We start from the raw sequence: 21,254 nt of genomic DNA, 5'->3' as shown, positions 1-21,254 counted from the left end.
GCCAATTTTAATGAAATTGAAGTTTTACTTCTTTTTCGTTAACTTCAAAATCTACTTGTTTCCCAAGAATCAAAGTGCGGTTGTCTTTTTGATGTCCCGCTGGAAATTCGAAAGCAATTGGAATGTTGTATTCCTTAGCAATTGCAGTAATAATTTGGACTTCATTTTGTCCGAACGGAATTTCGTTATCGTGCATATCAGACATGCTTCCCACAATAATTCCTTTTACATTTTCGAAATAACCATTGCGTTTTAAGTTGTACATCATTCTATCGATGTGATACAAATATTCGTCCAAATCTTCAATAAAGAGGATTTTACCTTTCGTATCAATAGAAGATTTTGAACCCAATAAACTATATAAAATTGAAATATTTCCGCCCACTAATTCGCCAGAAGCTTTTCCTTTTATATCATACGATTTTGATGGAATTGTATATGAAATAGCTTCTCCAAAAAGCGCTTTTCGCAAGGTTTCTTTCACTTCTTCTGGAGCTTTTGGAACCGTAAATGGCATAATTGAATGCAATGTAGCCACGCGTTCCACGTTCAATTGACTGTGTAAAACCGTTACATCAGAAAATCCCATAATCCATTTGGGATGCTTTTTGAATTTGGTGAAATCTAATGAATCAATAATTCGAACAGTACCATAACCACCACGAGCACACCAAATCGCTTTGATGTTGTCATCATCCATCATTTCTTGAAAATCGGCAATTCTTTCAGCGTCAGTTCCGCCAAGTTGGCAACTATCTAAACCTATGGTTCTGCCTAATTTGACCTTTAATCCCCAAGATTCTAATAATTCAATAGCAGGTTTTGCATCTTCTGGAAAAAATTTACGAGCCGTACAAACAATAGCAACTGTGTCGTCTTTTTTTAGATAAGGTGGAATTTTCATTTTCTTTTGCGAATGAGAAAAGTTTGAAATTAAAATAAGTACTAAAATAAATCTATACATCGTCAGATTTTATTAACTCAAAAGTAAACAAAATCCAATTAAAATTCGGGATTTCATCACTAATCGATTATTTTTGCAACAAATTTTATGATGATATGTTAGAAAATCCGAAAAGATATACGATTACAGCGGCTTTACCTTACACAAATGGTCCGATTCACATTGGACATTTAGCAGGTGTTTATGTTCCTTCTGATATTTATGCAAGATATTTGCGTTTGCAAGGAAAAGATGTGGCTTTCATTTGCGGAAGCGATGAGCACGGTGTGGCGATTTCAATGAAAGCTAAAAAAGAAGGCATTACGCCCCAACAAGTAATTGATAAATATGACGGAATTATTCGTCAATCATTTTTAGATTTCGGGATTTCTTTTGATAATTATTCGAGAACTTCTTCTGAGATTCATCATAAAACTGCATCAGAATTTTTCAAAAAATTATACGATAACGGAGATTTCATCGAAGAAACTACCGAACAATTATACGACGCGAAAGCGGACCAATTCTTAGCAGATCGTTTCGTAACCGGAACTTGTCCAAAGTGCGACAATCCTGAAGCTTACGGAGATCAATGTGAAAAATGTGGTTCGACTTTAAATGCAACCGATTTAATTAATCCGAAATCAACTATTACAGGCGAAACTCCAATTTTAAAATCTACAAAACACTGGTTTTTACCTTTAAATCGTTACGAATCATTCCTAAAAGAATGGGTTTTAGAAGGTCATAAAAACGATTGGAAACCGAATGTGTACGGACAAGTAAAATCATGGGTTGATGGCGGTTTAGAACCAAGAGCGGTAACACGTGATTTGGATTGGGGAATTGACGTTCCGGTTGAAGGTGCTGAAGGAAAAAAATTATATGTTTGGTTTGATGCGCCAATTGGTTATATTTCATCTACCAAAGAATGGGCAGCTCGCGAAGGAAAAGATTGGGAACCTTATTGGAAAGATGCTGATACAAAATTGGTTCACTTCATTGGAAAAGATAATATCGTGTTCCATTGTATTATTTTTCCAGCGATGTTAAAAGCAGAAGGAAGTTATATTTTACCTGATAATGTTCCGGCAAATGAATTTTTAAATTTAGAAGGAAACAAATTATCAACTTCTAAAAACTGGGCGGTTTGGTTGCACGAATATTTACAAGATTTCCCAGAAAAACAAGACGCATTACGTTATGCGTTAACGGCAAATGCTCCAGAAACAAAAGACAACGATTTTACTTGGAAAGATTTTCAAGCGAGAAACAATAATGAATTAGCGGCGATTTTTGGAAATTTCATCAACCGTGTCGTGGTGTTAACCAATAAATATTACAACGGAATTGTTCCAACTCCAAACGAATTTTCGGAAGTTGACGAACAAACATTAGCCGAATTAAAAGCGTATCCAGCTGTAATTTCAAGTTCGATTGAGCGTTACAGATTTAGAGAAGCATTAGGCGAATTAATGAATGTAGCTCGTTTAGGAAATAAATATTTAGCCGATGAAGAACCATGGAAAATGGTAAAAGAAAATCCGGCAAGAGTACAAACGCAAATGTATGTAGCATTGCAAATCGCTTCTGCTTTAGCGGTTTTATCGGAACCATTTTTACCTTTTACAGCTAAAAAATTATCAAATATTTTAAAAATCGATGCGTTAGGTTGGAACGATGTTACTACTAAAACAGACTTGTTACCAGCAGGACATCAAATTGGTCAAGCCGAAATCTTGTTTGCCCAAATTGAAGATGCCGAAATCCAAAAACAATTAGACAAATTAGAAGCAACTAAAACCGCCAATAAAGTGGAAAACGCAAAAGCTGAACCTCAAAAAGACATCATCACTTTCGAAGATTTTGCTAAAGTAGATTTACGAATTGGAACCATTATAGAAGCTGAAAAAATGCCAAAAGCTAACAAATTGTTAGTTTTAAAAGTAGATACAGGAATTGATGTAAGAACCATCGTTTCTGGAATTGCAGAGCATTTTACACCGGAAGAAGTTGTTGGAAAACGCGTAACGGTTTTAGTCAACTTAGCATCAAGAGCTTTACGTGGTGTAGAAAGCGAAGGTATGTTGTTATTAACGAACAACGCCGAAGGGAAATTGGTTTTCGTAAATCCAGATGCGGAAGGCGTGATTAATGGTGCGATGATATCTTAATGAAATAACCGCAGATTCTCAGATTAAAAAAATTTAAAAAAATCTGCGAATCTGTGGTAAAAAACTACAACTATGAATCCAAAAATAATCGCTTTCGACGCAGACGACACTTTATGGCACAACGAACCTTATTTCGATGAGGCGCAAGAACGCTTTTGTGTGTTGTTTCAAGATTATGCTTCGAGTCAAGAAATTTTGGGATTGATTCTGAATCATCAGGTAAAAAATTTGCCTTTGTACGGTTTTGGGATTAAAGCATTCACTTTGTCGATGATTGAAACCGCTTTGCAATTGACCAATCATCAAATTTCGGGAAAAGGAATTGAGCAAATTTTAGCTATTGGGAAAGATTTATTGCAAAAACCTGTCGAATTGTTACCTAACGTTGAATCCGTTTTGGAACAATTGAAAGGAAAATATAAATTGGTTGTAGCCACAAAAGGCGATTTAAAAGACCAGCACAGAAAATTACACGATTCGGGAATTGGACATTATTTTCATCATATTGAAGTATTGAGTGACAAAGCCGAATTAGACTACGAAAAAATGTTAGGTCGTTTAGATTGCAAACCAGAAGATTTTTTAATGATTGGCAATTCATTAAAATCGGATGTGTTACCAGTTTTAAACATTGGCGGACATGCGATTCACATTCCATATCACACGACTTGGGAATACGAAAAAATTGATTTCGAAATCAAGCACGAAAATTTCAAATCATTTGCAAGTATTACCGAAATCTTAGCTTTACTACAATGAAACAAAAAATAGACATATCATCTTGGAACAGAAAAGAACATTTTGAATTTTTCAATACTTTCGAAGAACCCTTTTTTGGAATTACCACTCAAATTGATATGACTATTGCACTTGAAAAGGCGAAAAAATTGCAAATTCCGTTTTTTGTTTATTATTTACACAAAACGATTGCTGCAATAAATCAAGTGGAAAATTTCAGATATCGAATTGAAGAAAATGAAGTGGTACTTTATGACGAAATTGATGCTTCTGCAACTATCATGCGTGAAGATAAAACATTTGGTTTTTCGTTTATGAAATTTCATTCTGATATTCAGGATTTTGCTAAAATAGCACAAACGGAAATCGAAAGAATTCAAACAACTCAAGGACTTTTTACAAGAGAATTTCCTGAAAATATTATTCATTTTTCTGCCGTTCCATGGATTAATTTTACGGGATTAACGCACTCCAGAAAATTCACTTTAAAAGATAGTTGTCCAAAAGTTTCCTATGGAAAGTTAATGACCGATAACGGTAAAAAAACTATGGCAATGACTGTTTTAGCTCATCATGGTTTAGTAGACGGCTACCACATGGGATTGTTTGTAGATGGTTTACAAAACTTACTAAATTCGTAAATGATTCCTATTGCATTTCATCCTATTTTTAAACATCCTTTACCTGAAGGACATCGCTTTCCGATGATAAAATATGAATTACTACCTCAACAATTATTGCACGAAGGCATTGCTCAAAAAGAGGATTTCTTTAAACCCGAAGTGGCTTCAATTGAAAACATCTTAACCGTTCACACAAAAGAATATGTTACCGATTTATTGAATTTAACATTAGATGCTCGAGCAGCTCGAAAAATTGGTTTTCCACTTTCCAAAGAACTAGTAGAAAGAGAATTACGAATCGCACAAGGAACTATTTTAGGCGCTGAAAAAGCATTTGAAACCAAAGTAGCATTCAATATTGCTGGTGGAACACATCATGCCTATTCTAATAGAGGTGAAGCTTTTTGTTTATTGAATGACCAAGCAATTGCTGCTCAATATTTGTTAGACACAAGATTGGCAAAAAAAGTATTAATCATTGATTTAGATGTTCATCAAGGAAACGGAACGGCTGAAATTTTTCAAAAAAACGATAAAGTCTTTACTTTTTCAACCCACGGAAAATCGAATTATCCCTTCAAAAAAGAAACTTCTGATTTAGATATTGCCTTTGAAGACAACACTTCTGATGAGGAGTTTTTGCAAACCATTTCAACAATTATTCCCAAATTAATAGAACAACAAAAACCCGATTTCATTTTCTATTTGGCTGGAGTTGATATTCTAGCTTCCGATAAATTAGGGAAATTAGGTTGCACAATCGAAGGTTGCAAAAGAAGAGATGAAATAGTTTTCAAAAATTGTAACCAATACGAAATCCCAGTTCAAGTAAGTATGGGTGGAGGTTATTCTCCAGAAATCAAAACGATCATTGAGGCACATACGAATACGTATCGTGTAGCACAAGTTATTTTTTAATTAATGTATGTCCAATTGACTCCGTCGCTAATCACAATAACTGTTCTTAGATTTCCTTCATACATATATAAATTAGAACTTCCAGTAGTTGAATTTTTAGGAAAAAACATACCCGAAGTAGTTGTTAACTGAGCTGTAACTGAATTTTGAATGTTTCTTATGATATAAATGCGTCCTGGAAATAATGAAGGATTTGGCAATTGAAATTTATCATCTGTTGCTAATGGACGAACCGAAATATAAACGCCATCATTGATTAGTGTAGCAGTACCTCCGCCACCAGAATTTGAGCCATTTAATGTTACTGTTTTAACAGACAAATTGCCATTAATATCTAATGTACTCAACGGAGTTGTTGTATTAATCCCAACTTGTGAAAAACTCAAGTTAGTAACGAATATAAAAGCCAAAAAAATGTAAAATGAATATAATTTCAACTTCATAATTTTCAAATTAATAATTTAAAGTTATCTTTTTGATAATAAATAAAAAAATACAGGTGTTTACGAAAACGTTTTAGTGTTGATAAATTCCTGATTTTGAACAAAAAAGCGACCTTATTTGGTCGCTTTTCATCTCAAACTGCATTCAAAATAGCTAAAATATCTTCCCCGAATCGTTCCGATTTTTGTTTCCCGAAACCTTTGATTTGTTGTAATTCATCTAAGTTGCTTGGCTTGTACATCGCTAGATCGATTAATTCTGAATTGTGGCAAATCATGAACTTTTTCAGTTTCAAAGCTTCTGATTTTTCGGTTCTCCACTGATTCAAATAACCGTAAACTTGTTTGTCTTTCGGATTCAAATCTTCATAAGATTTTCGTTCTAACCGTTCTGGTTTCTCTTGTTCTTCTTGTTCTTTTGATTCATAATGAACAATTACCGACCAATGTGCTTCTTCACTTTCAACAAATTGCGTGCTCGATTTTTTAAACGTAACCGAATTCAAAAAAGCATTCAATTGTTGTTGATCGTACTCCAAAAATGCGTTATCCAATCGGATGGAAAATACTTTAACTTGCATAACATCCTTATTTACCGATTAACAGAATTTCGTTTGCAACAACTTCTGTAACATAGCGTTTGTTTCCGTCTTTGTCGTCATAACTTCTGTGGGTTAATTTACCTTCAATTCCGATTTCTTTACCTTTGGTTACAAATCTTTCGATAATGTCGGCAGTTTTTCCCCAAGCGGTTACTCGGTGCCATTGCGTTTGTTCCACTTTGTCACCGTTTTCACGATAATACACTTCGTTTGTGGCGATGCTGATGTTTGCTAATTTTTTTCCTCCTTCAAGGTTTTTGATTTCTGGTTCTTGACCAACGTGTCCGATTAATTGTACTGAATTCTTCATGGCGTATAAATATTAAATGTTTGTGTTAATTGAATTTGTCCCGAAGCTTCGGGATTGAACTTGATTATTTACTTAATAAAACCAATTCATTCGCAACCACTTCTGTGATATAACGTTTGTTTCCGTCTTTATCGTCGTAGTTTCTGTGGGTTAATTTTCCTTCGATGGCAACGTAGCTTCCTTTAGTTAACAATTTTTCAATAATGTCAACTGTTTTTCCCCAAGCGGAAACGCGGTGCCATTCGGTTTGTTCTACTTTTTCACCTTTGGCGTTGGTGTAATTTTCATTCGTAGCGATAGTGAAGTTAGCTACTCTTCCAGATTCTAAGTTTTTGATTTCTGGTTCTTGACCTACATGTCCGATTAATTGTACTCTGTTTTTCATGGCGTGTAAATATTAATAATTATGTTACTTTTTAGTCGCAGTCGCAGTGTTCAGTCACAGGTGTTTAATTTTATGATTTACAACCAAATCTTGTTGGATTTAAAATCATCTAATTAATTAATTTACCAATTTCTTCGGATTTTCAACCATATCAATATGCTGTTCCTTTGATAAATAATTACATTCTAAAGCAAAATCTAACCAAACGGAAGTTTCAGAATTTTCACCATCTGAATCAGTAAGCTTACTTATAAAATGATTTATATATCTTCTCTTTCTGTAAGCTTCCGCAATATTGGCACATACACTTCTTGATGATCTTCTAACTTGATCTGTTAATGCATATTTTCTTCTTTTGGAAATGAATCAGATACTTTTTTAATTTCCATAGCTAATGAAAAAGCTTTTTGATAGGCTAATAATTCTTTAAAATCCATTCTGTTAATTTTTCTGAAAACTGTGACTGAAAACTGCGACTAATAATTCGTTCATTTCGACAGTGCAAAGATGTGGCAAGAAAAAAACGTTATTCGGTATTTAGCCACTTAATTTCGGTTGTAAATATTTGTAAGCGTTTGTAAATGGAAATTATTTTTATTATATTTGTTGAAAATCAATTATATATGCCAACAAATATTAAGTCTATCGAATTACGTAATCTTAAAATAGAAGATTACAAAGAATTAAAAAAATCCATGATTGAATCGTATCCTGATATGATGGATTCATTTTGGAAAGAAGATCAAATTGAACTTTTACTAGAAAAATTTCCAGAAGGACAACTAGTTATTGTTGTTGACGGAGTTGTAGTAGGCTCCGCCTTATCGCTTTTAGTAACAGAAGATTTTGCTTTTAAAACAAGAACCTACAAAGCGATTACTGCAAATTATACTTTCAAATCACATAACCCAGACGGAGAAGTTTTATACGGAATAGATGTTTTTATAAATCCGCAATATCGTGGATTACGATTAGGAAGACGATTATACGATGTAAGAAAAGAATTGTGTGAGCAATTGAACTTAAAATCCATCATTTTTGCTGGAAGAATTCCAAACTATGGAAAATATAAAGACGAAATAACACCAAAAGTTTATATTGAAAAAGTAAAGAAGAAAGAAATTTACGACCCGGTTTTATCCTTCCAATTGAGTAATGATTTCCACGAAGTTCGAGTGCTTAAAAATTATTTAGAAGGCGATGTAGAATCGCAAGAATATGCTGTTTTATTAGAATGGAATAATATTTATTATGACGATAGTCCAAAATTGATAAATACAGAAAAAAGTATTGTTCGTTTGGGTCTAATTCAATGGCAAATGCGTTCGCTAGGAAATTTAGATGCATTGTTTGAGCAAGCCGAATTTTTTATAGACGCCGTTTCGGGTTATGGTAGCGACTTTGCGCTTTTCCCGGAATTTTTTACCGCACCTTTAATGGCCGATTACAATCATTTGTCAGAAGCAGAAGCAATTCGAGAACTGGCTCGCCATACTGAAGCTGTTCGTTCAAAATTTCAAGAATTTGCAATTTCATATAACATCAACATCATTACAGGAAGCATGCCTTTTATCGAAAACGGACATGTATATAATGTAGGTTTTTTGTGTAAACGAGATGGAACAAGCGAAATGTATCGCAAAATCCATATTACACCAAACGAGGTGTTTCATTGGGGAATTACAGGTGGCGATACCATTCAGACTTTTGATACCGATTGTGGTAAAATTGGAATCATGATTTGTTATGATGTGGAATTTCCAGAGTTATCAAGATTGATGGCTGATGAAGGAATGAATATTTTGTTTGTCCCTTTTTTAACCGATACGCAAAACGGTTATACGCGAGTAAAACATTGTGCCCAAGCACGTGCAATTGAAAACGAATGCTATGTTGCTATTGCCGGTTGTGTTGGAAACTTACCAAAGGTAAACAACATGGATATTCAGTATGCACAAGCAGCGGTATTTACACCTTCTGATTTTGCTTTTCCAAGTAACGGAATTAAAGCAGAAGCCACACCAAATACTGAAATGACTTTAATTGTGGATGTTGACATCGATTTATTAAAAGAACTCCATGAACATGGAAGCGTGAGAACCATGAAAGATCGCCGAGTTGATTTGTACCAACTTAAAAAAAATAAATAATTAAATTTTGTCATTCTGAACTCGGTTCAGAATCTCATTTATCCAGAAAATAATTATGAAAAAGTTAGTTCTATTTTTATTATTCACAACTTTAGGTTTTGCCCAAAACACTCTGAATTATAACGATGAAAAAGGTTCGCCAAAAGCTACTTTACAAGATATAAAATGGATTGTTGGCAATTGGACAGGCGAAGCTTTAGGTGGCATTTGTCAAGAAACGTGGAGCGAACCGATTGGAAATTCGATGATGTTTAGCTTCAAATTAGTAGTAGATGGAAAAGTCGCTTTTTATGAATTGGGACACATTATTGAAACAGACAAAACCCTTTTATTACAACTCAAACACTTTGATGGCGAATTAAAAGGTTGGGAAAAAGCGGAAGTAAGCGAGAATTTCAGATTAGTAAAAATCACCCCAACACATGTGTATTTCGATAAATTTACGTTTGAGAAAATTTCGGATAACGAAATTAATATTTACGTGGTTTTTGAAGATAGCGGTAAAGAAATGAAGTTTAATTTTAAGAAGTAAAACTTGAAAAAAGTCATCTTAATACTAATTCTAATCCATTCACTATTTTCATTCAGTCAAAATGAAAATTTGAATCAAATTTATATGGATTGGGAAAACCCCAAAAACTTTGAAAAATTTAATTTAAAAAAAGTAACCGTTTTTTCGAAAGATGTCAAAAAGAATGGGAAAATTAAAAAAGATAGTTTGCTTCTTGCTAAATACGAATTCGATAAAAATAATTTCATAATAAAAGGAATAAATCATCATTCAATTATTATGCTTCATGGAGGTGAAAGTCAGCTAAAGTTTTATAATTTTAAAAATCAATATTTCTCAGATTCATTAATTGAAAAAAAAGAAAACAAAGAAATTCCAAAGGTTACCAAAGATAAAATTGTAAATAATTCTTTTGTAGAATTATATAAATATGACAATTTAAAAAGACTTATCTCTGATAAAAAATATTCTGAAGAGAACGAATATGATTTGTCAAAAAAAGACACTACAGCACATTACAGAAGTGTTTCATATCCCAAAATAACAGAATATAAATATGATTCTAAAAACCGAGTAATTAAAGAATACTTCACAAGAGATAGTTCAGAATATCATATTAATAGTTACAAAGACAAAAAAATTACATCTTCAAAAAGTTGCTATTATTGTGAAGAAAAATATTTACAACAAGAATGGAAATATGACGAAAATAAACTTTTAGAATGGACAACATATACTCATAAAAAAGAAAAGCATACTAAGAAAAATTATTTTTATGATGAAAATAAAAATCTAGTAAAACAAATTGATTCAACAGGATGGTATCTAGGCAAACCTTCTTTATCCTCAATTAAAGAAATTAGATTTGATGATAATATCAAAATCGAAATTCTGACAAAATTTAACGATGGTTCCTATTTCAAAAATGAAACTAGAAAATTTGACAATAATCAATTAGTTTATGAATTTTTAGAGGCTGAATATACTGAATACAATGTTGAAACTACTTACACATACTCTGAAAGTTCAATCAAAAAAACAACAAATAGATTTAAAAACGGAATAACCGTTGAAGAACATTTATTCAATAAAAAAGGACTCTTAATTGAACAGAAAACCTATTTGAATGCAATTCTAATCGAATATAAAAAATACTACTATGAGTAAAACCTGTTTAGAATGTGGCGATAAAATCATTGGTCGCGAAGACAAAAAGTTTTGTTCTGATGGTTGCCGCAATGCGTACAACAACAAAATGAACAAAGATCAGAACAATCTGATGCGCAACATTAACAACAAATTGCGTAAAAATTATCGTATTTTGTGTGAACTCAACCCAGAAGACAAAGCAAAAACTACCAAAACTAAATTGCTAAGTAAAGGTTTCGATTTTGAGTTTTTTACCAGCATGTTACAAACCAAAACTGGGAACACGTATTTCTTTTTGTACGACCAAGGCTATCGTGCTTTAGAAGACGATTTTTATATGTTGGTAAAGAAAGATAGTTAACACTCGTTTGTCATACTGAACTTGTTTCAGTATCTCATTTTCATAATTTAATCATAAACTAGATGCTGAAACAAGTTCAGCATGACAAAAATACAATGAATAAAATCTCCATACTCGGCTGCGGTTGGCTCGGATTACCGTTAGCCAAATCATTGCTTTCAAAAGGGTACGAAGTAAAAGGCTCTACGACTTCGGAAAGTAAGTTAGAAGTTTTGAAAAATGCTGGGATATCGCCTTTCCAAATTCAATTGGAAGAACATCAAATCATTGGAAATATGGAAGATTTTCTGAAAGAAACCGATGTTTTGATTATTGATATTCCACCAGGATTGAGAAGAGAAACTTCGACTTCAAACGAAATGACGTTTGTAAATAAAATCAAAAATCTAATTCCGTATATCGAAAAATCAGGGATTCAGAAAGTTATTTTTGTGAGTTCTACTTCGGTTTATGGTGATAGTTTTCCAATTAAAGAAATTACTGAAGAGACAACTCCAAATCCTGACATCGAAAGTGGTAACCAATTAGTTATTGCCGAAACTCTTTTACAATCAAACGAGCATTTTAAAACTACTGTAATTCGTTTTGGTGGTTTGCTTGGTGATGATCGTCATCCTATAAATTTTTTGGCAGGAAGAACCAATGTTGAAAATCCAGAAGCGCCTGTGAATATGATTCAAAGAGAAGATTGCATTGGAATTATAGAAAAGACTCTCGACTTCGCTCGAGATGACAATTGGGAATGGAATCAAACCTTCAACGCTGTCGCACCTCAGCATCCAACACGCAAAGCATATTATCACAAAAAAGCTGAAATTTTGAATTTGCCATTGCCTACCTTTGCCGAAGATTCAGCATCGAAAGGAAAAATTATTTCTAGTAAAAAAGTGGAAACGATTTTAGGGTATTCGTTCCAAAAAGAAATTTAATAATGGCTTATTTTAGCGTATTTCACAATTACATCCAGCAAAAGAAAAATGCTATTGGCTTGCCCATTTTAGCATTAATTTGGATTAGCTTTTTTTGGGGAACTACATGGATTGCTTCCAAAGAAGGCGTAAAACACATGCCTCCGATGCAATTGGTTGCGCTGCGTCAACTTTTTGGTGGATTGTTGTATTTGCTGTACTTCTTAATCAAAAAACATCCTTGGCCAAACAAAAGACAATGGCGCAATATTCTTGTTTTGAGTGCGCTAAATTTTATGCTAAGTAACGGATTAAGTACTTGGGGTGTTAAATATATTTCGAGTGGTTTGGGTGCGATTATTGGTTCTATTTTTCCACTTTGGATTGTAATAATCAGTTTGTTTCGCGGACAAAAAACATCTTGGAAAGCTGTTTTAGGAATGATTATTTCTTTTGGTGGTATTTGTGTGATTTTCTACGATTACCTCAACGATTTCTTAGAACCTGAGTTCCGTTTTGGGATTTTACTTTCGGTTATTGCAACGTTTACTTGGGCATTATCTTCAATTTATATCAAAGAAAACAAGACGAATTTCAATCCGTATTTTAGTTTGGGATTACAAATGTTGATTTCGAGTGTTGTGATTTCGAGTGTGATTGGATTTAATGGCACTTCGGTTCCGTTGACTGAAATCCCGGCTATTTCTTGGTGGTCGATTGGGTATTTAGTGGTTTTTGGTTCTGTTTTGACATTTATAGCTTATATATATGCTTTGGAAAATCTACCAACTGAAATTAGTAGTTTGTATGCCTATATCAATCCAATGGTAGCGTTGTTTTTTGGCTATTTGTTATTTAATGAACCTTTAACTACTGCGATTATCATTGGCGGAACAATCACGATTATTGGACTTTATATTGTAAATCGAGCGATTAAGAAGAAATAGTTTTAGCCACAGATTAAAGGATTTTCACGGATTGTAATCCTTCTAATCTATTAATCCGTGGCTGAAATCATAATAGTTTCATCAAACAAAAAAATCCCACCTAAAAAGATGGGATTTGATTGTATTTTGAGCTTGATTACCAAATTTTCACGCGTTTCTCAAAAGGCAAATACATACCGTTGTGTGGTAAAATATTGAACGCTTTATAAAACGCTTCCACATTTTGTAACGGCACATAAGCACGATACATTCCTGGTGAATGTGGATCAGTTTTTACTTGATTTTTAATCGCTTCATCACGCATTTTACTTCTCCAAATGGTTGCCCATGAAATAAAGAAACGTTGCTCTGGAGTGAATCCGTCGATTAAACCTGGATTTCCATTTTCTTTCAAATAGATTTGTAAACCATCAAATGCAGCATTAACCCCGCCTAAATCTCCGATGTTTTCACCTAAAGTGAATTTTCCATCAACAAAAATTCCCGGTAATGGCTCCAATGCTGAATATTGATCTGCTAATTCACTTCCTAAAGTAGTGAATTGTTTCAAATCTTCTTCACTCCACCAATTTACTAAGTTTCCATCCGCATTATATCTTGAACCTGAATCATCAAATCCGTGAGAAATTTCGTGACCAATAACTGCTCCAATTCCTCCGTAGTTTACTGCTTCATCCGCTTTGTAATCATAGAAAGGTGGTTGTAAAATAGCAGCTGGGAATACAATTTCGTTGTTTGTTGGACTGAAATACGCATTAACCGTTTGAGGCGACATTCCCCACTCTTCTTTGTCAACTGGTTTTCCTAATTTTTCAATATTTTTAATATGACTCCATTTTGCATACATTCTTGAATTTTCAAAATAGGTTCCACCTTGTTCAGGAGATTTTACTTGTAATGCTGAATAATCTTTCCATTTATCAGGATATCCAATTTTAACACGGAATTTATTCAATTTAATTTTTGCATTTTCCTTAGTAGCTTTTGTCATCCAAGGTAAATTATCAATTCTATTGTCAAACGCTTTCATTACGTTTGCAATCATTGCTTGTGCTTTTTCTTTAGCTTCTGGTGGGAATTTTTTTGCTACATATAGTTTTCCTAATGCCTCTCCTAATCTTCCGTTAACGGTTGCTAAAGCTCTTTCCTCAGCTGGACGTTGTTTTACGGCTCCCGTTAAGGTTTTTCCGTAAAATTCCCAATTTGCATTTTCAATTTCAGTTGATAATAAGCCCGATGTTCCTCTTAACGCAGTCCATCTCATGTATGCTTTCCAATCTTCAACTTGATTTTCGTTTAAAATACTTTCAACTGTTTGAATGTATTTTGGTTGTGAAACCACTAACGAATCTACTTTACCAATTCCAACACTTTGGAAATAAGAATCCCATTTTACTGTTGGTGCTAATTTTTGTAAATCAGCAAAAGACATTGGATTATAAGTGTTTCTTCTATCTCTTCTTTGTACACGGTCTAAAGTAGCGGTTGACATTTTAGTTTCTAATGCTAAAATTTTCTTTGCATTTGCATTAGCTGTCGCTTCAGTTTCTCCAAGAAATTGTAACATTCTTGTTATGTGAGACACATACTTTTCTCTTTTTTCTTGATTATCAGGCGCTTCAGAAACATAATAATCTCTATCTGGTAAACCAAGACTTCCTGTTCCTAAATAAATAACATTTTTATTACTATTTTTAGCATCAGCTCCTATATAACTTCCAAAGAAACCTAATCCCATTTCTGGTTCCATTTCTGCTAATAGTGCAACTAATTGTTCAGCATTTTGAACGGCATTAATTTTAGCAATATAAGGCTTCAATGGTTCAATCCCTTGTTTGTTTCTAGTTACGGTATCTAAAACCGTTTTGTATAAATTGATAGCTTTTGCTTGGTCAGAATTTGGATCTATTGTTTTGTCATTTATGGCTTCTTTTAATATGGCCATAACATCGTCATCGGTATTTTTACGAAGTTCGTCAAAACTTCCCCAACGTGTTCTATCGGCTGGGATTTCGGTTTTATCTAACCAAGTTCCATTAACATAACGATTAAAATCATCTGCAGGATTTACGGATTTGTCCATATATCCAATATTAATTCCTACTGGTTCTTTTTTTTGTGCAGTTGCTTCTTGTGTGGATTTACAAGATGATAAAGCAGCAGACAAAATAAGAAAACCTAAACTTCCTTTTAAAATAAATTTATTCATAGTTTAGTTTTTAATGATTCTTTTAATTATTGATTGATTATTTGCTGTTATTTTTAAAAAGTAGATTCCTTCAGATAGTTCAGATAAATTTAATTGAATCTCACCATTTGAAGTACTAAAATCATTTTCGGTCACTACTGCTTTCCCCATTATATCATATACTTCAATAGTAGAAATTTCATTAAAACCAATTGCGATATTAATAATATCATTTGTAGGGTTAGGGTAAATATAAACAGAATTTTCTAAAAATGTTTCATTATTCAATGTTTGCTGTATTAAATTAATAGCCGCTAACATATTAGGAAATGGACCTATAGGCTTAGAAACATCACCTCCTTGAGGAATTCCGGTATTTTTTAGAATTGCCCTCATCTGTTGAGATGTTAGTGTATTGTTGGTTTGACTTTTATAATAGGATTGTAATACGGTAACTACACCACCTATTTGAGCTGTTGCTGAACTAGTACCTGTGAAAGTCATGTAAGATTGATTAAAATCATTACCTATTAAAGTAAATCCAGAATTTGGAATAGCTCCGGTTGTTCTTACATTTTCAAACCAACCTTGAACATCAACTCTATTTCCAAATGTACTTGAATAAGTTATTCCACTAACCACATAAGGAGGAAAAATGGCATGAGTTGTATTGGCTGTTCCGCCTCCAACAATAATAGCCCCACTATCTCCATAGTTCATATAGTTTTCATAATCTAAACTATCTAAATTTTGGAATCCATTTCCTGCAGCTGCGACTACAATTCTCCCAGAATCTGTTAGTGCTTTTGTAAGATTCCAAACTAGAATGTCATATTCTGCTGGAACAAAACGAGGATTTGAAACAGTTCCATTAAAACCGTAAGCTTGCATTTCAAAAACAATTACGTCTCCAACAGTTGAATTATTTAATGCTTGAGTAATAGCATTAATTCTACTATACCCGCTTTGCTGCCATTCAGGATACAACCAAACTTGTTGAGCCCCATGGGCAATTCCAGTAATACCATAAGTACCATTATGTCCAAATAGAACTCCCATAGTAGCTGTTCCATGTTCTGTATAACTAGCTGTAGCACTAGAATTAACATCCATTCCTGTTGCTATATGACAATTTGTTTCATTAAACTCTTCATGATTTTTATTAAAACCATATTCAATATTATGAATCGTAATATTTTGTCCTGAATATCCTAAATTCCATACAGCTTGAACATTTAAACCTGGGTTTGATTGCAAATAAGTTTGTTGGGAAACATATGCCGGTGTAATTGGTAAAATATCCCCGGGTGGTGGAACTATTCTTTCTGTATAAGCAAAAAAAGGAATTTTACTTGTTGATAAAAAATCTATAAGAAATTGATTAAAATTAGATATGATAAAATAGTTTTTTAATTTTTTTACACTAAAGTCAGTCCCAGAAATTCTCAAAGCATCTTGCTCTAAAAACTTGTAATTTTCTTCAGATATTTTATATAGAGGTTCAATTAAAAAACCATTATTATCAATAAAACTAACAACTTCATTTTTCTCAATATCTAAACAAACTATCAATTTATTTTGACTTGTTAAAAAAGATATAGAAAACAAAAAAAAGATTGTTAGTTTTATTTTCATACCTATATATATATTTATTTTTTAATTACACGTTTCACAACAGAGGAATTTTCAGTTGAAATTTTAACAAAATAAACGCCTTGCTGTACAGAAGATAAATTTAAATTCTTCTCTGATGAAGAGTTACTTACATTGTAATTTGACCAAACTATTTTTCCTGTTAAATCATAAACTTCAATTGCATTTGGTTTCACATCTCCCCAATTAATGTAGAAATTCCCTTCAGATGGATTTGGATAAAGAACTATGTTTTGGATTTCTAAATTTTCATTTGAAAGTGTTCCGTCAATTAAAAAATCATCAATATTAACACCTAATCCTACAACTGATGAATCTGAGTGGAATACAATTCTGAAAATAATATTTGTTTCAGAATTTAAAGCATTTAATGGATAACTATAAGTAGTTAAATTAACATTTGAACCTGTCCATTGAGCTCCTGGACAATTATAACAATCATTTCCTGTAGTTGCAGAAGTTCGATCACTATTATACCATGTAGCACCCATAGTTCCTAAAACCGACCATGAAGCACCAAAATTTGTTGAGTATTCTACATATGCAACATCCCAATTTTCTTCAAGCTCATATTTCATTGAAAAGCTAATTTGCGGATTTATCACATTAGATAAATTATAACATTGAGAAACTAAATATGCTTTTGTATTATTTGGATAGTTTCCGTTTGTATTAGTCGAATATACTATATTACTTGAAGAGGACAAACCATCTGTCCTAACAGTTCTAACCCATTGAGCTCCAGTAGCGCCTTCTTTATAAGAAATTAATTGGTCAGTAGTATTTGTAAATGTATTGGTCAATCCAATTGTTCCTGAATCATTAACATAAAAAGTTGCACTTCCTTGATTATTATCTGAGAAAGCATCATTAGTTGTAGTAGTTGTTACATTCATAGAATGCATTCCACGAGATAATGTTACTGCAGGTAAATCAATTGAAGTTACTTCATTTGATAAAATTGTACCTGACCAGTTATACGTATATGGAGTAGCATCAATTGTATAATCAACCGAAATGGTATTTAATGTTGTTAATCCGTTATTCTTAACTTGAATTTGTGGCACTACATTATCATTACAATTAATATTGATTCCTGGATTTTGAATGGCAATAAACTTTACATCTACATTAGCTAATTGAACTGTAATTGGAGTTTCCCAAACTCCTCTACCATATGTAGCCGCAATTAGTTTTGCATCTTCTAAATTAATTTCTAAATCACGAACTGAAACATTTGGTAAATTCGTATCAAATGGCTCCCATTGTGCCATTGAATCATCTCTGTAATAAACACCTAAAGTTGTTCCTAAATAAAGAGGATTATCTGTATTTCTTCCTTGATGAACAATGCAATTTTTCCCAATAGAAGGCAATCCATTAGAAATATCTGTAAAATTAATTCCACCATCTGTTGATTTTAAAACTGCTCCCGAAGAACCGCTTGAAACTAAATAAACTATGTTACTATCTGTTGAATGAACCTCAACTGATTGTATGTTACCACTTGGTAAATTATACACATTTGTAAAATTCACACCTCGGTTAGTACTTTTATATAAAGCAAAACCATTTGCCACATACATAATATCATCATTAGATGGATCAACTTCAATGATGTCTACATTACCCGACCCTAATGGATCTGCATTTTGTAATGTCCAACTTGTTCCATTTAACTTATATAATCCATCAAAACCCGAAAATAATTCACCACTATTGTTAGCAATTAAAGGAGTAACCCAGTTGCCACTAACCCCAGGTGATGAAACAGAACCTGTAATTCCATTACCAGCAGAATCACTTATGTACAAAGTACTACCGTTTTGAATAAAACCATAATATTGATTTTGATTGTTTGGATTAATTGCAGTATCCATTCCGTCAGCGCCATAATAATTTTTCCAAATTCCTCCGCTGTACGCATGACCACCATTATCTTGCAATCCTCCTACCATATTGGCAGAAGATTGTTTTGATACTGCAATTCTATAAAACTGACTAATTTGTACACCGGCTGTTAAATCAGTGAAATTACTTCCATTATTATCTGAAACGTAAATTCCTCCATCCGTTCCTGCAAATAATCTTGTGCCGTGAAATCCTAAGTAATGGATATCGGCATGTGTATATGATGGTCCGCTTGGATTACTCCAACTGTTTATTTTTGTTATACTTGTACCTCCACTTACTGATTTCCAAACATTCAAACAACCTGTATAAATTTCCTCTGCATTAGTTGAAGAAACTGCCAAAGCTAAATCATACCAAGATTGATTAGATTCAAAAACATCAGTTGTAGTGTTTCTTGCCGTAAATGTTGTTCCTCCATCAGTAGATCGATAAATTCCTTGAAATTCCCCTCCACTTGCAGCACTTAAAACATAAACATAATCTACATTGGCCGGAGTAACGTCTAACAATAATCTACTTGAAGCAGTTGGTAAACCTGAAGTTATTTGAGAAAAACTAGAACCTGTATTAGTTGAACGATAAAATGCATTATCAGAAACTGCATAAACAATATCTGGACTTCCAGGTTTTAATCGAATACTTCCTTGAGAAAAATCTCCAAGTCTTACTCTAGACCAAGTTGCTCCAGCGTTTGTCGTTCTATAAATTCCAGAATTGGTTGCACACCAAAGAATTTGATTATTGGTTGGATGAATTAATATATCTCCTGCTCTTGAAGGATTTGAAGTAGTTCCCATTATTCCAGTTGGATTCCAAGTAGCGCCTCCATCAGTGGATTTATAAACCCCTACAGAGTAAGAATCTCCTGCATCTTTATCACCGGTTGCAATATAAATTGTATTTGAATCAGAATAATCAACCGCAATTCCTGAAACTCCAATTTGAGGTAGCTCATCTGTTAAAGGCGTCCAAGTTGAACCATTATCTGTTGATTTCCAGATTCCACCAGCAGGTGCGCCTAAATATATTGTGTTTGAATTTGAAGGATCTACATGAACAATATTAACTCTTCCTTGACCAGAAGACCAAGAACCGGTATTGGTATGTGTAAAAGGTCCAACAGCCTGCCAATTACTTATCGGTAATGACAAAACCGCATTTCTACTAGTTATTTTTGATTGTTTCTTTTGTTTCCAAGCATTCCAAAATTCTTCTGAAGATTGAATAAAACCTTGTTCGTTTGTGAAACTTCTCCAATGAAATTCAGAACGCATAAAGGGCTTATATCCTGATCCTTTGACGTTTTTATCATGAGTTAACCAATACTGATTAAACGCCACAACTAATTCATCAATAGTAACTTCTCCTTTCTTTGAAGCATTAATTTCGTCCATCCAAGGAGCTGCAGGATTAAATTGTGAAAACCCTAAAAAGGAACACAATAGACAGATAATAAGGTAATTTTTAGTCATTTTTTAGTAGTTTTTTGGGTATAATCTCACAAATATAATGAAGAAAATCAAGAAATTAGAATTTTAACAAATGTCTATTGGCGAATTAACAAAACTCTTTTGAATATTGACTATTTTTGCAAAAAAATAATCATGCTTAATTTTTTAGCTCCTTATAAGAAATTTTTTATCATTTTTGGAATACTTTCCATCATTATATATTTTGGAATTTACAATTTATTATCTCCAGAAAAAATGCTTCCAATATACTCACCAAGAGATATTAATCCTGAGTTAGTAGATTCTACCGTTCAGCATATTGGCAATGATCATAAAATTGAAAATTTTGCTTTCACCAATCAAAATGGAAAAATAATCACACAAAAAGATTATGAAAACAGCATTTATGTAGCCGATTTCTTTTTTACCACTTGCCCCACAATTTGTCCTAAAATGACTGATAACATGGTTTGGTTACAAAATCAATTAAAAAATAATCCTGAAGTAAAATTGTTATCCTTTTCGGTTACTCCTGATATCGATACTCCTGAAGTTTTGAAAAAATATGCCATCGAAAAAGGTGTTGATGATTCGCGTTGGAATTTAGTTACCGGAGATAAAAAGGATATTTATTTCTTAGCTCGAAAATCTTATTTAGCAGTAAAAACTGGCAAACCAGAAGAAATGTATGATATGGTTCATACCGAAAATTTTATCCTAGTCGATAAGAATAAACGAATTCGTGGTTTTTATGATGGTACAAATTTAGACCAACCTACAAATGACCCAAAAACAAAGAACATGAAACAACTTTTAGAAGATATTTTGTGGCTTTGTGAAAATCAATAACTATAATTTCAATAAATAATTTGCTAAAATTGACAAT

19 protein-coding genes and 1 pseudogene are annotated in these 21,254 nt (G+C 32.9%); 11 read left to right on the top strand and 9 right to left on the bottom strand.

The annotated features are described in order from the left end of the window. Positions 1 to 7 precede the first annotated feature (7 nt). The gene (locus LOS86_RS00930; protein WP_231842797.1) at positions 8 to 964 is read right to left on the bottom strand and encodes a S66 peptidase family protein; all 957 of its coding nucleotides are present in this window, start codon (positions 962 to 964) and stop codon (positions 8 to 10) included. Positions 965 to 1,059: 95 nt separating this feature from the next. Between LOS86_RS00930 and metG the strand changes: the two genes are divergently transcribed. The 4 genes from metG (at position 1,060) to LOS86_RS00910 (ending at position 5,396) form a co-directional block, all read left to right on the top strand. Beyond that, entirely contained in the window at positions 1,060 to 3,117 is a 2,058-nt protein-coding gene (gene metG, locus LOS86_RS00925) for a methionine--tRNA ligase (protein ID WP_231842796.1), read from the top strand. A gap of 72 nt (positions 3,118 to 3,189) precedes the next feature. Next, positions 3,190 to 3,876: an HAD family hydrolase gene (locus tag LOS86_RS00920; protein WP_231842795.1), complete on the top strand. Its 687-nt coding sequence runs from the start codon at positions 3,190 to 3,192 to the stop codon at positions 3,874 to 3,876. Continuing rightward, the gene (locus LOS86_RS00915) at positions 3,873 to 4,496 is read left to right on the top strand and encodes a chloramphenicol acetyltransferase (RefSeq protein WP_231842794.1); all 624 of its coding nucleotides are present in this window, start codon (positions 3,873 to 3,875) and stop codon (positions 4,494 to 4,496) included. Before LOS86_RS00920 ends, LOS86_RS00915 begins: the two co-directional genes overlap by 4 nt. Further along, positions 4,497 to 5,396 (top strand): histone deacetylase family protein, encoded by a 900-nt coding sequence (locus LOS86_RS00910; RefSeq protein ID WP_231842793.1) that lies wholly within the window; start codon positions 4,497 to 4,499, stop codon positions 5,394 to 5,396. Here the strand turns inward: LOS86_RS00910 and LOS86_RS00905 are convergent. The 5 genes and pseudogenes from LOS86_RS00905 to LOS86_RS00885 all read right to left on the bottom strand — a co-directional run bounded on the left by LOS86_RS00905 (position 5,393) and on the right by LOS86_RS00885 (position 7,573). Further along, entirely contained in the window at positions 5,393 to 5,839 is a 447-nt protein-coding gene (locus LOS86_RS00905; protein ID WP_231842792.1) for a hypothetical protein, read from the bottom strand. The genes LOS86_RS00910 and LOS86_RS00905 overlap by 4 nt on opposite strands. A 134-nt stretch (positions 5,840 to 5,973) precedes the next feature. Continuing rightward, complete coding sequence (locus tag LOS86_RS00900) at positions 5,974 to 6,420, bottom strand: HRDC domain-containing protein (RefSeq protein ID WP_231842791.1); 447 nt, start codon at positions 6,418 to 6,420, stop codon at positions 5,974 to 5,976. Positions 6,421 to 6,427: 7 nt separating this feature from the next. Next, complete coding sequence (locus LOS86_RS00895; RefSeq protein WP_166235216.1) at positions 6,428 to 6,751, bottom strand: single-stranded DNA-binding protein; 324 nt, start codon at positions 6,749 to 6,751, stop codon at positions 6,428 to 6,430. Positions 6,752 to 6,815: 64 nt separating this feature from the next. After that, complete coding sequence (locus LOS86_RS00890) at positions 6,816 to 7,136, bottom strand: single-stranded DNA-binding protein (RefSeq protein WP_231842790.1); 321 nt, start codon at positions 7,134 to 7,136, stop codon at positions 6,816 to 6,818. Positions 7,137 to 7,245: 109 nt separating this feature from the next. After that, positions 7,246 to 7,573: pseudogene (locus LOS86_RS00885) on the bottom strand (four helix bundle protein). 186 nt (positions 7,574 to 7,759) lie between these two features. Between LOS86_RS00885 and LOS86_RS00880 the strand changes: the two are divergent. The 6 genes from LOS86_RS00880 (at position 7,760) to LOS86_RS00855 (ending at position 13,162) form a co-directional block, all read left to right on the top strand. Continuing rightward, the gene (locus LOS86_RS00880) at positions 7,760 to 9,286 is read left to right on the top strand and encodes a carbon-nitrogen hydrolase family protein (RefSeq protein WP_231842789.1); all 1,527 of its coding nucleotides are present in this window, start codon (positions 7,760 to 7,762) and stop codon (positions 9,284 to 9,286) included. Between the two features lie 55 nt (positions 9,287 to 9,341). Continuing rightward, complete coding sequence (locus LOS86_RS00875; protein ID WP_231842788.1) at positions 9,342 to 9,818, top strand: DUF6265 family protein; 477 nt, start codon at positions 9,342 to 9,344, stop codon at positions 9,816 to 9,818. Positions 9,819 to 9,821: 3 nt separating this feature from the next. Next, on the top strand, positions 9,822 to 10,964 hold the full coding sequence (locus LOS86_RS00870; protein WP_231842787.1) for a hypothetical protein: 1,143 nt from the start codon (positions 9,822 to 9,824) through the stop codon (positions 10,962 to 10,964). Further along, complete coding sequence (locus LOS86_RS00865) at positions 10,957 to 11,307, top strand: hypothetical protein (protein WP_231842786.1); 351 nt, start codon at positions 10,957 to 10,959, stop codon at positions 11,305 to 11,307. Before LOS86_RS00870 ends, LOS86_RS00865 begins: the two co-directional genes overlap by 8 nt. Before the next feature lie 95 nt (positions 11,308 to 11,402). Then, the gene (locus tag LOS86_RS00860) at positions 11,403 to 12,236 is read left to right on the top strand and encodes an SDR family oxidoreductase (RefSeq protein WP_231842785.1); all 834 of its coding nucleotides are present in this window, start codon (positions 11,403 to 11,405) and stop codon (positions 12,234 to 12,236) included. A gap of 2 nt (positions 12,237 to 12,238) precedes the next feature. Then, complete coding sequence (locus LOS86_RS00855) at positions 12,239 to 13,162, top strand: DMT family transporter (protein WP_231842784.1); 924 nt, start codon at positions 12,239 to 12,241, stop codon at positions 13,160 to 13,162. 136 nt (positions 13,163 to 13,298) lie between these two features. Here the strand turns inward: LOS86_RS00855 and LOS86_RS00850 are convergent, their stop codons facing one another. The 3 genes from LOS86_RS00850 to LOS86_RS00840 are packed head-to-tail and all read right to left on the bottom strand — an operon-like array spanning position 13,299 to position 20,389. Further along, positions 13,299 to 15,371 (bottom strand): M13 family metallopeptidase, encoded by a 2,073-nt coding sequence (locus LOS86_RS00850; protein WP_231842783.1) that lies wholly within the window; start codon positions 15,369 to 15,371, stop codon positions 13,299 to 13,301. Positions 15,372 to 15,374: 3 nt separating this feature from the next. After that, positions 15,375 to 16,985 (bottom strand): S8/S53 family peptidase, encoded by a 1,611-nt coding sequence (locus tag LOS86_RS00845; RefSeq protein ID WP_231842782.1) that lies wholly within the window; start codon positions 16,983 to 16,985, stop codon positions 15,375 to 15,377. Between the two features lie 14 nt (positions 16,986 to 16,999). Further along, the gene (locus LOS86_RS00840; RefSeq protein ID WP_231842781.1) at positions 17,000 to 20,389 is read right to left on the bottom strand and encodes a T9SS type A sorting domain-containing protein; all 3,390 of its coding nucleotides are present in this window, start codon (positions 20,387 to 20,389) and stop codon (positions 17,000 to 17,002) included. Positions 20,390 to 20,521: 132 nt separating this feature from the next. Here LOS86_RS00840 and LOS86_RS00835 point away from each other — a divergent pair, with 132 nt between their 5' ends. Further along, positions 20,522 to 21,217, top strand: a complete 696-nt coding sequence (locus LOS86_RS00835; protein ID WP_231842780.1) for an SCO family protein — start codon at positions 20,522 to 20,524, stop codon at positions 21,215 to 21,217. The last annotated feature ends 37 nt before the right edge of the window (positions 21,218 to 21,254 follow it).

This window comes from Flavobacterium cyclinae, assembly GCF_021172145.1.
Classification (GTDB): Bacteria; Bacteroidota; Bacteroidia; order Flavobacteriales; family Flavobacteriaceae; genus Flavobacterium; species Flavobacterium cyclinae.
The sequence above is the reverse complement of the archived record's forward strand: the minus strand, read 5'-3'. Positions and strand labels throughout refer to the sequence as shown.